This window comes from Streptomyces sp. NPDC002779 (assembly GCF_042888685.1).
Taxonomy (GTDB): domain Bacteria; phylum Actinomycetota; class Actinomycetes; order Streptomycetales; family Streptomycetaceae; genus Streptomyces.
This window is the reverse complement of record NZ_JBIAQC010000002.1, coordinates 725,449-740,725: the sequence shown is the minus strand read 5'-3', so window position 1 is coordinate 740,725 and position 15,277 is coordinate 725,449. Positions and strand designations below refer to the sequence as shown.

15 protein-coding genes are annotated in these 15,277 nt (G+C 72.6%); 9 read left to right on the top strand and 6 right to left on the bottom strand.

What is annotated here, in order from left to right:
- Positions 1 to 58: 58 nt before the first annotated feature.
- The gene (locus tag ACFYW5_RS08890) at positions 59 to 553 is read right to left on the bottom strand and encodes a DUF3145 domain-containing protein (protein ID WP_389416249.1); all 495 of its coding nucleotides are present in this window, start codon (positions 551 to 553) and stop codon (positions 59 to 61) included.
- Between the two features lie 255 nt (positions 554 to 808).
- On the opposite strand from ACFYW5_RS08890, the gene ACFYW5_RS08885 reads away from it, so the two are divergent.
- Together ACFYW5_RS08885 and ACFYW5_RS08880 are read left to right on the top strand one after the other, a co-directional pair.
- The gene (locus tag ACFYW5_RS08885) at positions 809 to 1,702 is read left to right on the top strand and encodes an SGNH/GDSL hydrolase family protein (protein ID WP_389416248.1); all 894 of its coding nucleotides are present in this window, start codon (positions 809 to 811) and stop codon (positions 1,700 to 1,702) included.
- Between the two features lie 15 nt (positions 1,703 to 1,717).
- Positions 1,718 to 2,692 (top strand): aldose epimerase family protein, encoded by a 975-nt coding sequence (locus ACFYW5_RS08880; protein ID WP_389416247.1) that lies wholly within the window; start codon positions 1,718 to 1,720, stop codon positions 2,690 to 2,692.
- A 68-nt stretch (positions 2,693 to 2,760) separates the two neighbouring features.
- On the opposite strand, the gene ACFYW5_RS08875 is transcribed toward ACFYW5_RS08880, so the two are convergent.
- The gene (locus ACFYW5_RS08875; RefSeq protein ID WP_389416246.1) at positions 2,761 to 5,193 is read right to left on the bottom strand and encodes a beta-glucosidase; all 2,433 of its coding nucleotides are present in this window, start codon (positions 5,191 to 5,193) and stop codon (positions 2,761 to 2,763) included.
- Positions 5,194 to 5,295: 102 nt separating this feature from the next.
- Between ACFYW5_RS08875 and ACFYW5_RS08870 the strand changes: the two genes are divergently transcribed.
- From ACFYW5_RS08870 to ACFYW5_RS08855, 4 genes are read left to right on the top strand one after another with little or no spacing between them, the layout of a single operon-like run.
- On the top strand, positions 5,296 to 5,871 hold the full coding sequence (locus ACFYW5_RS08870) for a TetR/AcrR family transcriptional regulator (RefSeq protein WP_389416245.1): 576 nt from the start codon (positions 5,296 to 5,298) through the stop codon (positions 5,869 to 5,871).
- The gene (locus ACFYW5_RS08865) at positions 5,868 to 6,017 is read left to right on the top strand and encodes a hypothetical protein (RefSeq protein WP_389416244.1); all 150 of its coding nucleotides are present in this window, start codon (positions 5,868 to 5,870) and stop codon (positions 6,015 to 6,017) included. The genes ACFYW5_RS08870 and ACFYW5_RS08865 overlap by 4 nt, the downstream gene beginning before the upstream one ends.
- A gap of 35 nt (positions 6,018 to 6,052) precedes the next feature.
- Positions 6,053 to 6,280 carry a LysR substrate-binding domain-containing protein gene (locus ACFYW5_RS08860; RefSeq protein ID WP_389416243.1) on the top strand — a complete coding sequence of 76 codons (228 nt, stop codon included), beginning with the start codon at positions 6,053 to 6,055 and terminating at the stop codon, positions 6,278 to 6,280.
- 58 nt (positions 6,281 to 6,338) lie between these two features.
- Positions 6,339 to 7,571, top strand: coding sequence for a pyroglutamyl peptidase (locus tag ACFYW5_RS08855; protein WP_389416242.1), 1,233 nt, complete (start codon positions 6,339 to 6,341; stop codon positions 7,569 to 7,571).
- Here ACFYW5_RS08855 and ACFYW5_RS08850 read toward each other — a convergent pair.
- On the bottom strand, positions 7,561 to 8,352 hold the full coding sequence (locus ACFYW5_RS08850; RefSeq protein WP_389416241.1) for an EI24 domain-containing protein: 792 nt from the start codon (positions 8,350 to 8,352) through the stop codon (positions 7,561 to 7,563). The two genes, ACFYW5_RS08855 and ACFYW5_RS08850, sit on opposite strands and share 11 nt — an antisense overlap.
- Positions 8,353 to 8,493: 141 nt before the next feature.
- Between ACFYW5_RS08850 and ACFYW5_RS08845 the strand changes: the two genes are divergently transcribed.
- On the top strand, positions 8,494 to 10,998 hold the full coding sequence (locus ACFYW5_RS08845) for a M14 family zinc carboxypeptidase (RefSeq protein ID WP_389416240.1): 2,505 nt from the start codon (positions 8,494 to 8,496) through the stop codon (positions 10,996 to 10,998).
- A 19-nt stretch (positions 10,999 to 11,017) separates the two neighbouring features.
- Positions 11,018 to 12,169, top strand: coding sequence for a serine hydrolase domain-containing protein (locus ACFYW5_RS08840; protein ID WP_389416239.1), 1,152 nt, complete (start codon positions 11,018 to 11,020; stop codon positions 12,167 to 12,169).
- A gap of 63 nt (positions 12,170 to 12,232) precedes the next feature.
- Here ACFYW5_RS08840 and ACFYW5_RS08835 read toward each other — a convergent pair whose 3' ends face one another.
- Together ACFYW5_RS08835 and ACFYW5_RS08830 are read right to left on the bottom strand one after the other, a co-directional pair.
- Entirely contained in the window at positions 12,233 to 12,652 is a 420-nt protein-coding gene (locus ACFYW5_RS08835; protein WP_389416238.1) for an organic hydroperoxide resistance protein, read from the bottom strand.
- Between the two features lie 115 nt (positions 12,653 to 12,767).
- The gene (locus ACFYW5_RS08830) at positions 12,768 to 13,790 is read right to left on the bottom strand and encodes an NADP-dependent oxidoreductase (RefSeq protein ID WP_389416237.1); all 1,023 of its coding nucleotides are present in this window, start codon (positions 13,788 to 13,790) and stop codon (positions 12,768 to 12,770) included.
- Between the two features lie 90 nt (positions 13,791 to 13,880).
- Between ACFYW5_RS08830 and ACFYW5_RS08825 the strand changes: the two genes are divergently transcribed.
- The gene (locus ACFYW5_RS08825) at positions 13,881 to 14,318 is read left to right on the top strand and encodes a MarR family winged helix-turn-helix transcriptional regulator (RefSeq protein ID WP_389416236.1); all 438 of its coding nucleotides are present in this window, start codon (positions 13,881 to 13,883) and stop codon (positions 14,316 to 14,318) included.
- A 21-nt stretch (positions 14,319 to 14,339) separates the two neighbouring features.
- Here ACFYW5_RS08825 and ACFYW5_RS08820 read toward each other — a convergent pair whose 3' ends face one another.
- Positions 14,340 to 15,119: a hypothetical protein gene (locus tag ACFYW5_RS08820; protein WP_389416235.1), complete on the bottom strand. Its 780-nt coding sequence runs from the start codon at positions 15,117 to 15,119 to the stop codon at positions 14,340 to 14,342.
- Positions 15,120 to 15,277 lie beyond the last annotated feature (158 nt).

Here is a 15,277-nt window from a genome sequence, read left to right as displayed (position 1 = left end):
GGTACGAACGTGAAGGGCCCCCACCTCGCGAGGTGGGGGCCCTTCGGGTGTCCGGGTCTCAGACCACCTGGTGAAGCCAGCGCACCGGGGCTCCCTCTCCCGCGTACCGGAAGGGCTCCAGTTCGTCGTCCCAGGGCTTGCCGAGGAGCTTGAGCAGTTCGCCCTCCAGGTCCGTCTCCCCGCGCTGGCTGCGCAGCAGCGCGGCGCGCAGCCGGTCCTCGGGGATCAGGATGTCGCCGTGCATGCCGGTGACGGCGTGGAAGATGCCGAGGTCGGGGGTGCAGCTGTAGCGCTCGCCCTCGGCGGTGGGGCAGGGCTCGGCGGTGACCTCGAAGCGCAGCAGGTGCCAGCCTCTGAGGGCCGACGCCAGCTTGGAGGCCGTGCCCACCTCGCCCTTCCAGGAGAACTCCGAGCGCCAGGTGCCGGGCGCGGCGGGCTGCCGGATCCAGTCGAGGCTGACGCGTGTGCCGAGCACCCCGGCGACGGCCCACTCGACGTGCGGGCACAGCGCGCGCGGCGCGGAGTGCACGTACAGAACTCCACGTGTCGTCACCGGGACCTCCGGGCAGAGCGGGACATCTTGCGAACCGACGGACGGCGGTGGCCGGGCAGCCACGCTGATGGCGAGGCTACCGTGCGGCGGCGCAAGGAGTGTGACGTACCGTCGGTCCCGGTGCCGTGAAACGCCCGCCATTCACCCGGCAGGACCCCTGTGCGGGGTGGATCCGCCGCCTCGCGCGCGCTCGGGAACTCCCGCGCGTTGTATGGGGAGGGGGCAGTAGCCGTCGAGCGAGGGGAGCAGCAGCGGATGCGGAAGACCGGTCACCGCGCACGAGCCGTGCTCGCCGTGCTGTCCGCGGCCGTCCTGGGCCTCACCGGCTGTGACGCCGTGGGGGGCAGTTCGCCGGGGCCGTCGGGGACGGACGCGCAGCGCGTGAAGCCGAAGCCGACGCCGGTGTGGGACCGCAGCCCCGAGTCGGTCGCGGCCGTCGGGGACTCCATCACCACCGGTTTCGACGCCTGTTCGGTGCTCTCGGACTGCCCCGAGGTGTCGTGGGCGACGGGCAGCAGCGAGCAGGTGGACAGTCTCGCCGTACGGCTGCTGGGCGAGACGCGGGCGGCCGGGCGGAGCTGGAACTACGCGGTGACGGGGGCCCGGATGGCGGACCTCCCCGGGCAGATGGCGCAGGCGGCGACCCGCAAGCCGGAGCTGGTGACGGTGCTGGCCGGGGCGAACGACGCCTGCCGGAACACCACCGCGGCGATGACGTCGGTGGCCGACTTCCGGGCGCAGTTCGAGGAGGCGATGCGCACGCTGCGCGGGGCGCTGCCGAAGGCGCAGGTGTATGTCGCGAGCGTGCCGGATCTGAAGCGGCTGTGGTCACAGGGGCGGACCAGTGCGCTGGGCAAGCAGGTGTGGAAGCTGGGCATCTGCCCGTCGATGCTCGGGGACGCGGACTCGCTGGACGCGGCGGCGACCCTGCGCCGGGAGACGGTGCAGAAGCGGGTGCAGGATTACAACGCGGTGCTGAGGGAGGTCTGCGCGAAGGACCGGCGGTGCCGGTCCGACGGGGGCGCGGTGTACGCCTACCGGTTCGGGACGGAGCAGCTGAGCCGCTGGGACTGGTTCCATCCGAGCGTGAACGGCCAGGCGAGGCTGGCCGAGATCGCCTACCGGACCGTCACGGCGAGAACCTCGTGATTTAAGGTTCCGCACATGAACGAACTCTTCGGCGCACTTTCCGACGGAACGGCCGTGCACCGCTGGACGCTGGAGCGGGCCGGGGTGCGGGTGCGGGTGCTGACGTACGGCGGGATCGTGCAGTCGCTGGAGGTGCCGGACCGGGACGGGACCGCCGGGGACGTGGTGCTGGGGTTCGCCGACCTGGACGGCTACCGGGCGCACCGGGGGCCGTACTTCGGCGCCCTGGTGGGGCGGTACGCCAACCGGATCGCGGGCGGCCGCTTCACGCTGGACGGGCGGACGTACACGCTGCCGCGCAATGACGGCCCGAACTGTCTGCACGGCGGGGAGCGGGGCTTCGACGAGCGGGTGTGGGAGGCGGAGCCGGTCGAGCACGGGGTGCGGCTGAGCCGGGTCGCCGGGCACGGCGAGGAGGGCTTCCCGGGCCGGCTGGAGGTGTCGGCGACGTACACGCTGGACGACGGCGGGGCGCTGCGGATCGCGTACGAGGCGGTGACGGACGCGCCGACCGTGGTGAACCTGACGAACCACAGCTACTTCAACCTCGCCGGTCCCGAGGCGGGCAACGCGGGCGGGCACGAACTGCGGATCGCCGCCTCCCGGATCACGTCCGTGGACGCGGATCTGATCCCGGTCGGCCTGGAGCCGGTCGAGGGCACCCGGTTCGACTTCCGCGCGGCGCGCAAGGTGGGCGCGGGCTACGACCACAACTTCGTGCTCGACAAGGGCGTGACCGAGGCCCCGGTGGAGGTGGCCGAGCTGCACGACCCGGGGTCCGGCCGGGTCCTGACGGTGTCGACGACCGAGCCGGGACTGCAGCTCTACACCGCCGACCACCTCGGCGCGCCCTTCGCGCCCGGCGACGGCATCGCCCTGGAGACCCAGCACTTCCCCGACTCCCCGAACCGGCCGGAGTTCCCGAGCACGGTGCTGCGGCCCGGCGAGGTGTTCCGCTCGGCGACGGTGTACACCTTCTCCCGCAGGTAGGCATGGTCGAGCCCCGGTCCGGGCGTCAGGTCCCGGACCGGGGCTGTCCATGGGGAACGTGTCCCGACTCAGACGTTAATCGTCCCGGTGAGCCTGCGGTCCGTGATCGAGCGACCGGCCTGGATCTCGTACGAACCCTTCACACATGACCATGAGGTGGTCTTCTCGTCCCAGATCTCGAAAGCGCGGCGCGGAATCTCCACCACGGCCTCGACCGTCTCCCCCGGCTCCGCCGTCACCTGCGCGAATCCGGCCAGCACCCGCGCCGGACGCTCGGCGTCGCGCTCCCCCGGGGCCAGATACAGCTGCACGACCTCGCGCCCGGCCCGGGCGCCGGTGTTGCGGACGCGGATCCTCGCGGTCCGGCCGTCGAGCTCCAGCGACTGGTAGGCCCACTCGGTGTAGCCGAGGCCGTGCCCGAAGGGGTACGAGGGCGTGCGGCCCGCCTTGTCCCAGGCCCGGTAGCCGATGAAGACGCCCTCGGTGTACGGGAGTTCGCCGCCCGTGGGCGCGACCTGGGTGACCGGGGCGTCGGTCAGGGAGCCCCAGGTGGTGGGCAGCCGGCCGCCGGGCTCCCGCGCCCCGGTCAGGACGTCGGCCAGGGCCGCGCCGCCCTCCTGGCCGGGGAACCAGCTGAGCAGGACGGCGGCGACGTCCTCGCGCCAGGGGAGTTCCACCGGGGAGCCGGAGTTGACGACCACGACGGTGTTCGGGTTGGCGGCGGCGACGGCGCGCACCAGGTCGTCCTGGCGGCCGGGGAGGTTCAGGTCGGCGCGGTCGAAGCCCTCGGACTCCACCCGGTCGGTGGTGGCGACGACGACCACGGCCGTGTCGGCGGCGCGCGCGGCGTCGACGGCCTCGGCGATCAGTTCGTCGGGGTCGCGCTGCGGCTCCTGGTGGGCGAGGGCGAAGCCGACGGCCCTGACCGGGGCGCCCTCGGGGAAGCGCACGACGTGGGTGAGGGAGACGTCGACGCGCTGCCCGGCGGTCAGTTCGGCCTCGGCGCGGGGTTCGGGGGCGCCGAAGAAGCTGATGAAGGGGTCGTCGCGCTCGGTGCCCTGGACGTCGTCGTAGCAGGTGGTGCCGGCGACGGTGAGGGTGAAGGCGCCGAGGCCCTTGATGCCGAAGGTGTGCCGGCCGGTCTCGCGCGGGGTGTAGGTGCCGGTCAGTTCGACGCTGTGCAGGGTGTCGTGGGTGACGCCGTCGGGGAGGTCGGAACCCATCCACTGGATCTGGCCGTTGGGCGCGGAGGCGGTGCCGATGACCTGTCCCGCGGCGTCGCGGCAGATGGCCCGCAGCGCGAATCCCCGGTCGGCGACGGCGAGTTCGGTGGTGGGGTCGGCGCCGACGGCGTAGCGCAGGCTGCCCTCGGGGAGGGCGGCGGTGAGGCCGTCGAGCGGGGAGACGGTCCGGGCGGGGAAGACGGTGGCGGAGCCGCCGCCGAGGATCCGGGCGTCGCGGGCGGCGGCGCCGATCAGCGCGACCGTGCCGGGCTTCAGCGGCAGCGCCCCCTGGTTGCGGACCAGGACGAAGGAGCGGTGGGCGATCTCGCGGGCCAGCGCCGCGCCGTCGACCGGCGCGGGCGGTTCGGTCACCGCCGGTTCGGCCCCTTCCAGGGCACCGACCCGGGCGGCGAGCCGCAGCACATGGCGTACGGCGGTGTCGACGGCGGCCTCCCTGACCTCCCCCGCGCGTACGGCCGCCGCCAGGGCGTCGCCGTACACCGTGTCGGGGCCCGGCATGGCGACGTCGAGGCCGCCCTCGATGGCGCCGGTGGTGGAGCGGGCGGCCGTCCAGTCGGAGACGTTGAACCCGTCGAAGCCCCACTCGCCGCGCAGCACCTTGTTCACCAGGTGGTGGTGCTCGGTCATCGTGGTGCCGTTGACCGTGTTGTAGGCGGTCATGATGCCCCACGGGTGGGCGTTCGCCACGATGGTCTCGAAGGGCGCGAGGTACAGCTCGCGCAGGGTGCGTTCGCTCACCAGGTTGTTCACCGTGAAGCGGTCGGTCTCGGCGTCGTTGGCGACGAAGTGCTTGACGGTGGTGCCGACGCCGCCGGACTGGACGCCGCTGACATAGCCCGCGCCGATCAGCCCGGTGAGGTACGGGTCCTCGCTGTACGCCTCGAAGTGCCGGCCGCCCAGCGGCGAGCGGTGCAGATTGACGGTGGGCGCCAGCAGGACGTGGACGCCCTTGCGGCGGGCCTCCTGGGCGAGGAGCACGCCGGCCCGGCGGGCCAGCTCCGGGTCCCAGGTGGCGGCGAGCGCGGTCGGGGAGGGCAGCGCGACGGAGGGGTCGTCGGCGGTCCAGCGCACACCCCGGACGCCGATCGGGCCGTCGGACATCACCAGCGACTTCAGGCCGATCTCCGGCAGGGCGGGCAGCGTCCACATGTCCTGGCCGGCGAGCAGTCGGGCCTTGGCGCCGAGGTCGAGCCGGGCGAGGGCTGCCTCGACGGCCGTCTCACGTGCGTCGTCGGCCCGGGTGCGGGTTCCCGCCATGGTGGTGCCTCCTCGTCGAGTCCGTGCTGTGCCTCCATCCTGCATCGACTCCCTGTAGACCGGTAGGTTTCGTTATGTTGCTGTAATATTGATGGTCGGTCGATGTCGTACGGTGACGCCATGAACGCGAGGGTCAGGAGTGAGGAGCGCCGCGCCGAGATCGTGCGGGCGGCCCTGGCGGTGATCGCCGAGCGCGGTTACCGGGGCGCCAGCCTCGCCGCGGTGGCGGAGCGGGTCGGGCTCACCCAGCAGGGGCTGCTGCACTACTTCCCGACGAAGGACGCGCTGCTGGTCGCCGTGCTCACCGACCGCGACCAGTGGGACGCGGTGCCGGACACCCGGTGGCGGATCGACCTGCTGGCCTCGCTGGTGGAGTACAACGCCATGCGGCCCGGCATCATCCAGACCTTCTCGGCGCTGCTCGGCGAGAGCGTCACGGAGGGCCACCCGGCCCGTGAGTACTTCACGCGGCGCTACACCCGTGTCCGCGCGAGCATGGCGGAGGTGCTGCGCACCGAGTACGGCGACCGGCTGCCGAACGGCCTCACCCCGGAACGCACCGCGCCGCTGCTGGTGGCCGTCATGGACGGGCTGCAGTACCAGTGGCTGCTGGACCCGGAGTCGGTGGACATGCCGGGCGCGTTCCGGGACTTCCTCACCCTGCTGGGCGAGAAGTGACCGCGGCCACCACCTCGATCTCGATCATCGCCTCCGGCCGGAACAGCCTCGGCACCTCGAAGGTCATGCTGGCCGGCGGGGTCCCGGTGATCAACTCCCGCCGTACGGCGGCGTATTCGGCGAGCCGGGAGATGTCGGTGAGCTAGGTCCGGATGTTGATGACGTCGGCCAGGGTCGCGCCGTGCGCGCCGAGCAGGGGTACGTCGCCGCGGGCCTCGGCGTGACCCTGGTCCCGGCGCCGGCGGCAACGTCCGTCCGCCCCGACATCGCCCTCCTGCCGGTGCTCGACGAGGACACGCCCCGGCGGGCGGTGTACGCGGCGACGGCACGCGGGCGCTCGCTCACCCCGGCCGGCGAGGCGTTCCTGGCGGCGCTGCGGGAGGCGGCGGGGACGGTTCCGGTGCCGTGAAGCGGGGAAGCGAGCCCTCACCACGCTCCTCCATCGCACCGGAAGGACCGGAAACCCCTTGAACTGCATACGAGTTGGGATCTGCGCCCTGGGACTGGCCCTGGCCGCCACGCTGACCGCCCCCACCAGCGCGACCGCCGCGGAGTCACCCACCGTCGAGGAGCAGCGGCTCGACCGCGCGGTGCCCCAGGAGATCCTCCGGCGGTCCGGATTCGACGCCATGACCGCCGAGTTCACGCGTGAGCTGCGCGGGGCCCGGTCCTACGCGCAGGCCCGCGCCGTCGTCGTACGCGAAGGGTCCGCGCTGTGGCGGCGGGCCGTGGAGCGGGCGCAGGGGCGGGGGCCCGCGGCCGGGGACCTGAGCCGGGACGACGACCGGCCGCTGTACTGGGCGCGGCTCGGGATGACGCGGGAGGTGCGGTCCTGGGAGCCGGAGTTCGGGCTCTCCGACCGGCAAAGGGACGAGCTGCTCGGGCAGTTGGAGCGGACCTCGCGCGGGCAGACCGGGATCCGCTATCCGCACGGCCAGGGGCTGAAGCGGATCCTGCTCACCGGGTTCGATCCGTTCACCCTGGACCGGGACATCCGGATCTCCAACCCCTCCGGGGCGACGGCGCTCGCGCTCGACGGAACGGTGATCGAGACCGCGCAGGGGCCCGCCCGGATCGAGACCGCGGTGTTCCCGGTGCGCTGGCGGGACTTCACCGACGCAACCGTGGAGCGGACGCTGCGGCCGTATCTGCGGGGCGTCGATCTGCTCACCACCGTGAGCCAGGGCCGGGTCGGGCGGTTCGACATCGAGCGGACCAACGGGGCCTGGCGGGGCGGCTTCCCGGACAACGACACCATCAGCCGCACCGAGACCGTCCCGGTGAGCGATCCGGCGTCGCAGCCGCAGTGGACGACGACGACCCTGCCGTACGAGCGGATCGTGGCCGCGGCGACCGGGCCGTTCCCCGTGTACGACAACACCGCCGTGACCGAGATCCCGGCGGGAGGGACGGAGCCGGTGGTGCGGCCGGACGGGCCGACGGCGGGGTCGACCGCGCGGGCCGGGGGCGGCGGGAACTACCTGTCCAACGAGATCGCCTACCGGGCGACGCTGTTGCGGGACCGGCTCGGGCTGCACGAGACGCTGCCCGCCGGGCATGTGCACACGCCCGTGCTGCAGTTCGCGGCCGGCAACACCTCCGAGGTCACCGACCCCGAGTTCGTGCGCAACCGGCTGGACATCATCGCCCAGGTACGGGCGATCCTGACGGCCGCGATGAGCGGGCCCGTCACGCGCTGACGCCCTTGGCCGACCCCCCGCCGTTCTCCTCCAGGGTCTCCTCGCCGAGGAGGTCGCGGGCCATGAGCGTGGCCCCCGCCACCGCGCCCGGCATCAGGAAGATCGCGACGAACGGCACCACGAAGGACACGGCGAGGGGTGTGCCGAAGCCCCACACCAGCGTCCTGCGGGAACGCAGCAGGCGCAGGCGGTCCCGGGCCTCGACACCGCGGCGCTGCAGGGCGACCGAGGTGAGCTCCTCGGTGAGGAAGAACCCGGTGACGACGAACCCGATCACCGGCACGACCGTCTGCCCGACGACCGGGACGAACCCGAGGGCGAAGAGCAGCACGCCCCAGAACAGGGCCCGTACGACGATCCGGAGGCTGTCGCGGGCCGAGATCCACAGCTCGCGCCAGAGCGGCAGCCCCGACTCGGGGGCGGTGCCGTCCGGGGAGACGTCCCGGTCGACCTTCTCGGACAGGTTCTCGTAGAAGGGCTGGCCGATCAGCAGCGTGACCGCGGTGAAGGTGATGGCGGTGAGCAGGAGCGCGAGGGCGAAGAGCAGGCCGGTCAGGAAGCCGCGGAAGAGCCCGAGCCAGGGGCTCGACCAGTCGTCGGCGAACGGCGTGGACCAGGCCACCAGGTCGTCGCCCCACAGCACGAGGGAGACCAGCGCCGCCGCGTACAGAACGAGGGTGATCAGGCCGGGAATCAGCCCAAAACCGTACTGCTTGCCGTGCCGGGCCACCCACCGCTGGCCCTTCAGGAGATAGCGGAAACCCACCCCAAGATCGCGCATGACCGAACTCTATCGGTAGGGGCGCATCCCCCCGGGATACGCCGTCCGGGGCACCGGTGGCACCGACCCCCTCTTGTTGGAGTTGAGTCGAACAGGTACACCTCGCCGTACCGATCTCAGGAAGTCCCGGAGGAGGTACGTGTGCGCACCGCGAGAACCGTCCCCGTGCTCGCCCTAGTGACCGTAGGATCCCTGTTCCTCACCCCGCACAGCGCCGTGGCCGACCGCCCCGCGCCCACCCGGGAACGCGACGCCGCCGCCGACCGGGCCGCCCGCGCCCCGGCAAGCGCGGCCCAGCGGGCCCTGGCCGAGCACGCCCCCGTCCTGGACCGGACCGTGCGGGGCTACCCGCGCGAGCAGGTCCTCTCCCCCGACCCCGAGAACCCCGCCGACAAGTCCCTCAAGCTGGGCCTCGTCCCGTACCACGGCATCGCGCCGAAGCTGAACGCCCTGCAACGGCTTGGCGACCGGGTGAGCGTGGAGGTCGCGGGCCGTTCGGCCGGCGGGCACCGCTTGTATCTCGTCACGGTCACCGCACCCGAGACCCACCACCAGGCCCGCGCCCAGGAGCGGATGCGCGACCTCATCGAGAACGCGCCCACGACGGCCGCCAAGTCCCCTGAGATCAAGAAGAGTTACAAGACCCCCGTCTTCTTCAACAACAACATCCACGGCAACGAGTGGGAAGGCACGGACGCTTCCCTGCGCCTGATCGAACGGCTCGCCACGGCGGACGACCGCGCCACCCGGGACCTCCTGGCCCGCAACCGTCTCTACTTCAACATCACCGCCAACCCGGACGGCCGGATCGCCGGCACCCGGGCCAACGCGGGCGGCTTCGACCTGAACCGGGACTTCGTGACCGCCGCGCAGCCCGAGACGCGGGCGATGCGGCAGATCCTGCTCGACAAGCAGCCGGCCGTCATGCTCGACCTGCACGGCTACGTCAACGGCACCCTCATCGAGCCCACCACTCCCCCGCACGGCGAGAACTACGAGTACGACCTGTTCCTGAAGAACACCTACGCCAACGCCCTCGGCATGGAGGCGGCGGTCAACGCCCTCGGCCACACCCCGCAGCAGGACGGCGTGCGGCCCGCGCAGATCCCCTTCCGGGACCAGGAGGAGGGCTGGGACGACTGGCCGCCGATCTTCACCCCGCAGTACGCCGCCTTCCACGGCACGGTCGCCGCGCACACGGTGGAGATCCCGCTGCGGGTGAACAACACCGCTTACGACACCCTGCCGGCCGAGGAACTGCGCCGCCGGTCCGCGATCAACGTCGACATCGCCGGTGCCGCGCTGCGCGCCACGCTCGACTTCGCGCAGTCCAGGCGGACTTCGCTGATCGCCGACCAGATCGAGGTCTTCCGCCGGGGAGCGGCCGGAGCGGCCCAGGTGCCGGTCTCCGCGGAGACGGTCCCCGGGGTCCCCGGCATCGGGCCCGAGGACGTCTACACGACCACCTTCCCCCGCGCCTACGTCATCCCCGGCGGCACCACCGCCGCCGCCCGCCTGGTCGACCACCTGATCGCCAACGACGTCCGCGTCACCCGCGCCACCCGTCCCTTCCGGCTGGACGGCAGGACGTACCCGAAGGGCGCGTACGTCGTCGACCTGCGCCAGCCCAAGCGCGGCATGGCCAACGTCCTGCTGGCCGACGGGCGGGACATCAGCGACAAGGTGTCGGTGATGTACGACATCTCCGGCTGGAGCCTCGGCAGGCTGTGGGGCGCCGAGGTGCGCCCGGTGACCTCCGGGAGCCTGACGGGCCTGCCCCTGCGGGCCGTGCGCGAGGCCGCGCCCGTCGGCCGGGTCGCCCCGCGCGGCGACCTGCGGCTGCGGCTGACCGACCCGAACGAGGTGGCCGCGCTCAACCACCTGCTCCAGCAAGGTGTTCCGGTACGGCGGGCCGCGGACGGCAGTGCGCTGGTGCCGGGGTCGGCGCGGGCGCTGGCGGCGCAGGCAGCACGCCGGTACGACGTCGTCCTCGACGCCACCCGGCTCGGCGGCGGTGCCGAGCTGCGCCCGGTGCGGGTGGCGGCGGCCGTGACGGCGGGCGAGCTGTTCGCGCTGCGGGAGATGAACTTCGAGGTCGTGCCGGTCTCCACGGCCGTGCTCAACGCGGGGTTCGACTGGTCCTCGGTGGACGTGCTGTTCGTGTCGGCGGGCCTGGACCACGGCGGCCTCACCCCGGCCGCCCGCACCGCGCTGGACGCCTTCCTCGCCGGGCACGGGCTCGTCGGGCGGGGCAGCGCGGGCGCCGCGCTCAACACGGCGGCCGGGCTGCCGGCGGCGACGGCCGTGGAAGGCAACCGGAACGCCAACGGCGTGGTACGGCTGGTGGATTCGGGCGGTGCCACGGACCATGGGTTCGTGTACGCGCCGGTGTGGTTCACCGACCTCGGGCCCGGGATGCGGGCGGAGCAGTCGTACGCGGCCGGGAACCCGCTGCTGTCCGGGCACTGGCGGCCGGACGAGGACGGCTCGGGCGGGCCGGCGGACGCGGCGGGCCGGGCGGCGGTGGTCAGCGGGGAGCGGGCCGTGCTGTTCGGCACCGAGCCGCTTTTCCGGGATCATCCCAAGGGAGAATTCGCCCAGGTGGGAAGGGCGCTGTTCACCATGGCACACGCGCACAGCGGTTAGTCGAGTACGAGGAGAGCGGATGACGCTGGAGATCCACGGCACCGTCGCGGACGGGTTCGAGGCGGTGCGCGACGCGTTCACCGCGTTCGTCGCGGAGGAACGACCCGACTACGAAGGGCAGTTGTGCGCGTACGTGCACGGCCGCAGGGTGGTCGACCTGTGGGCCGGGGACGGCGCGGACGGGGAGTCGCTGTACGGCGTGTTCTCCTCCACCAAGGGGGCCGCCCATCTGGTGGTCGCTCTCCTCGTCCAGGACGGCACCCTCGAACTGGACCGCAAGGTCACCTACTACTGGCCCGAGTTCGCCGCCGAGGGCAAGGGCGGTCTCACCCTGCGTGATCTGCTCGCGCACCGGGCGGGTCTGGTGGGCCTGGACGCCGGGTTCACCGCGGAGGAGCTGGCGGACGACCGGGTCATCGCGGAACGGCTCGCCGACCAGCGGCCGTTCTGGCGTCCGGGCACCGCCTTCGGCTATCACGCCCTGGTCATCGGGGCGCTGACCGGCGAGGTCGTCCGCCGGGCCACGGGCCGTACGCTCCAGGAGGTGTACGAGGAGCGGGGGCGCGCGCCGTACGCGCTGGACTTCTTCCTGGGGCTGCCCGCCGCCCTGGAATCCCGCTTCCGTTCGGTCCAGCCGATGGCGCCGACGCCGAAGCAGCAGGCGCTGCTGGACGCGACGGCGACCGGCCCGCACACGCTCTCCTCGATCGCCTTCAACACCCATGTGCCGGAGCCGGGTCAGCTGGTCGACCACGCCAACTCCCGTACGGTGCGCGCCAAGGGCCCGGCCTCGGCGGGCGGAGTGGCCGCCGCCCGCGGACTCGCCGGGATGTACGCGGCGGCGATCAGCGAGGTGGACGGCCGTCCCCCGCTGCTGAAGCCGGACACGGTCGCCGAGGTCGGCCAGATCCACTCCGTCGGCTACGACCTGGTCGCCCGCGCGCACAAGGCGTTCGGCCTGGGTTTCCAGGCCACCGCCGACGTCTGGTATCCCTTCCTGGGCGCCGGTGCCTTCGGCCACAGCGGCGCGGGCGGCTCCCAGGCCTTCGCCGACCCCCGCAGCGGCCTGGCCTACGGCTACACCAGGCGCCGCTGTGCCTTCCCGGGCGGCGCGGCCCCGGAGAACGCACGGCTGGTGAGGGCGGCCCATACGGCGGCGCTGGCGGTCTGACACAGGCGAAGGCCGCACCCCACGTCCAGGGGTGCGGCCTTCGTCGTACGCGACGACCTGCGGTCAGCCCAGCGTCACGGTGATGTTCCCTCGCGTCGCCTTGGAGTACGGGCACACCTCGTGGGCCTTCTTCAGCAGGCTCTGCGCCGTCTCCGCGTCCACGTTCGGGATGCTCGCCGAGATCTCCACGATCAGCCCGAAGCCGTCGTCGTTCTTGCCGATGCCGACCTTCGCGGTGACGGTCGAGCCGGAGATGTCGGCCTTCTCCTGGCGGGCGACTACGCCGAGCGCGCCCTGGAAGCAGGCGCTGTACCCGGCGGCGAACAGCTGCTCCGGGTTGGTTCCGGCGCCGCTGCCGCCCATCTCCTTCGGCGGGTTCACCACGACGTCGAGCTTGCCGTCATCGGTGGCGACCCGGCCGTCGCGGCCGTTCTCGGCGGTGGCGACGGCGGTGTACAGGACATCGGTCTGCTGGATGGACATGCGGTGTCTTCTCCTCCTCGGTCCGCCGTGACTCGCGCCCACGATCGACGGCGGTTTCGGAAAGAAGTTACCGCATACCGGAAAATCGTAGAAGAGGTGGCGGCCGGGGAAGGGCTCAGAGCTTGACGATCATCTTCCCGGTGTTGTCGCCGCGCAGGACCCCGAGGAACGCCTCCAGGTTGTTCTCGATGCCCTCGACGACCGTCTCGCGGTACTTCAGCGCGCCCGAGGCGACCCAGGGGCCGACCTCCTGGACGAACTGCGGCTGGAGGTCGTAGTGGTCGCCGACCAAAAAGCCCTCGATGCGGCCGCGGGTCTGGATGAGCCGGGCGAGGTTGCGGGGGCCGGGGGCGGCCTCGGTGTTGTTGTAGACGGAGATCATTCCGCAGACCGCGATACGGCCGTCGCGGTTGAGCAGGCCGATGGCGGCCTCCAGGTGGTCGCCGCCGACGTTGTCGAAGTAGACGTCGATCCCGTCCGGGGCGGCCTCCCTCAGCTGCTCGCCGACCGGGCCGTTCTTGTAGTTGAAGGCGGCGTCGAAGCCGTACTCCTCGACGAGCAGCTTGACCTTCTCGTCGGAGCCGGCCGAGCCGATGACCCGGGAGGCGCCCTTGAGCTTGGCGATCTGGCCGACCTGGCTGCCCACGGCACCCGCGGCGCCGGAGACGAAGACCGCGTCGCCCTCCTTGAAGGAGGCGGTGCGCAGCAGGCCCGCGTAGGCGGTGAGGCCGGTCATGCCGAGGACGCCGAGGTACGCCGACAGCGGCGCGGCGTCCGCGTCGACCTTGACCGTCTGGGCGGCGCCGACGGTGGCGTACTCGCGCCAGCCGCCGAAGTGCAGGACGTTGTCGCCGGGGGCGATGCCGTCGACGTTCGAGGCGACGACCTCGCCGACGGCGCCGCCCTGCATGGCCTTGCCGAGCTCGAAGGGGGCGACGTAGGACTTGGCGGCGCTCATCCGGCCGCGCATGTACGGGTCGACCGAGAGGTACGCGTTGCGCACCAGCACCTCGTCCGGTCCGGGCTGCCGGATCTCCGCCTCCACGAGGGCGAAGTCCTCGGGCTTGGGCCAGCCGACCGGGCGGCTGAGCAGGTGCCACTCGCGGCTGACGGCGGGGCGGGCGGGGGATTCGGGCATGGCGGGTGACCTTCCTGAATACTTCATTACCTGAAACAACCATGCGCCTGAATATTTCATGATGTCAAGTAACGGGATACGCTGGACGCCATGGCCACCCCGCACCCGCCCCACCGCCCCGACGAGCTGACCATGGAGGTCGTCGACCTGATCGGGTCCGTGGTGGCGCGGTACCACGAGGAGTACGAAGAGGCCGCCGGCACACATGCGCTGACCGGGGCGCAGGCCCGGCTGCTGGGGCTGCTGTCGCTGGAGCCCCTGCCCATGCGGAAGCTGGCGCAGCGGCTCAAGTGCGAGCCGTCGAACGTGACCGGGATCGTCGACCGGCTGGAGGCACGGGGGCTGGTGGAGCGGCGGCCCGATCCCGCGGACCGGCGGGTGAAGGTCGCGGCGGCGACTCAGGAGGGGCGGCGGGTCGCCCTCAGTCTGCGGGAGTCGTTGCGGTTTGCCCGGGAGCCGCTCGCGGGGCTCTCCGAGGACGAGCGGCTGGCGCTGCGGGATCTGCTGCGGCGGATGCTGGAGTCCTGAGCCGGCCGCACTCCGGTCACGTCAGCCGCACCACCACAGGAAGCGTGTGCACGTCTCCTCCGGATCCGGCTCGGGTTCCGGTGTCGTCGGGTCCGCCGTCGGAGTCGGGTCCGGGTCCTGCGTGGTGGGCTCCGGGGCCTGGGAGGTCTCGGGGACCGCTCCCCCCGTCGCCGACGACTGGGCGTCCTTCGTCGGCTTGTCCTCCGGCTGCGCCGACTCCGTGGCCTGCGCGGACTCCGACTCCGACTCCGAGGGTGACGGAGAGGCGGAGGTGCTCGGGGACGCGGTGGCCGGTGTGTCCGTGGTGTCGCTGATCGGCTGCGCCGTTTCGACCGCCTCCTCCTCGGCGCCGCCGTCCGTGGAGGCCCCGCCCGCCGCGGCCGGGGCGGGGGACGAGCCGGGGGCGTCCAGGCCCAGTTCGGCGAGGCTCAGGCCGCCGGCGGCGAGCAGGAAGCCCGCGGTGACCAGCAGGGTGCGGCGGCGACGACGGCGGTGCGCCGCCGCCTTGCGGTCGCGGCGACTGGCGCCGGTGCCACCCTCGGGCGCGACCTCATCAGCGGCCCCGGGCTCGTGGAGGTCCGCGCCACGTCCGCCCCGGGCCGACCGGCGGGCCGCCGCCCGGCCCCCGGCCCCCGCGCCCGCCGCGACCGGCTCCGGCGCGCGCTCGGCCTCCTCGTACGCGGCGTACGCCTGCGGGTCCTCCTCGCTCGGGTACGCGCGGAGTTGTTCGGCCGGTGCGCCGCAGCCCGGGCAGGCGAGGGCGCCATTCAGGTGCCGTCGGCACGGGTGGCAGTAGTCCATGACGCGGGAAGACTAAGTTCCGGGGAGATCACGTTCATAGGGCAGCCTGTGAAAGTTATGTGCGGAACTACCCCCTCCGCAGCGCCTGTTGAGGTATACGCCCCATCCGTCACCGATGCCGTACCGAAAGGCGTATCGAAAGCGGTGTCGAAACCGTT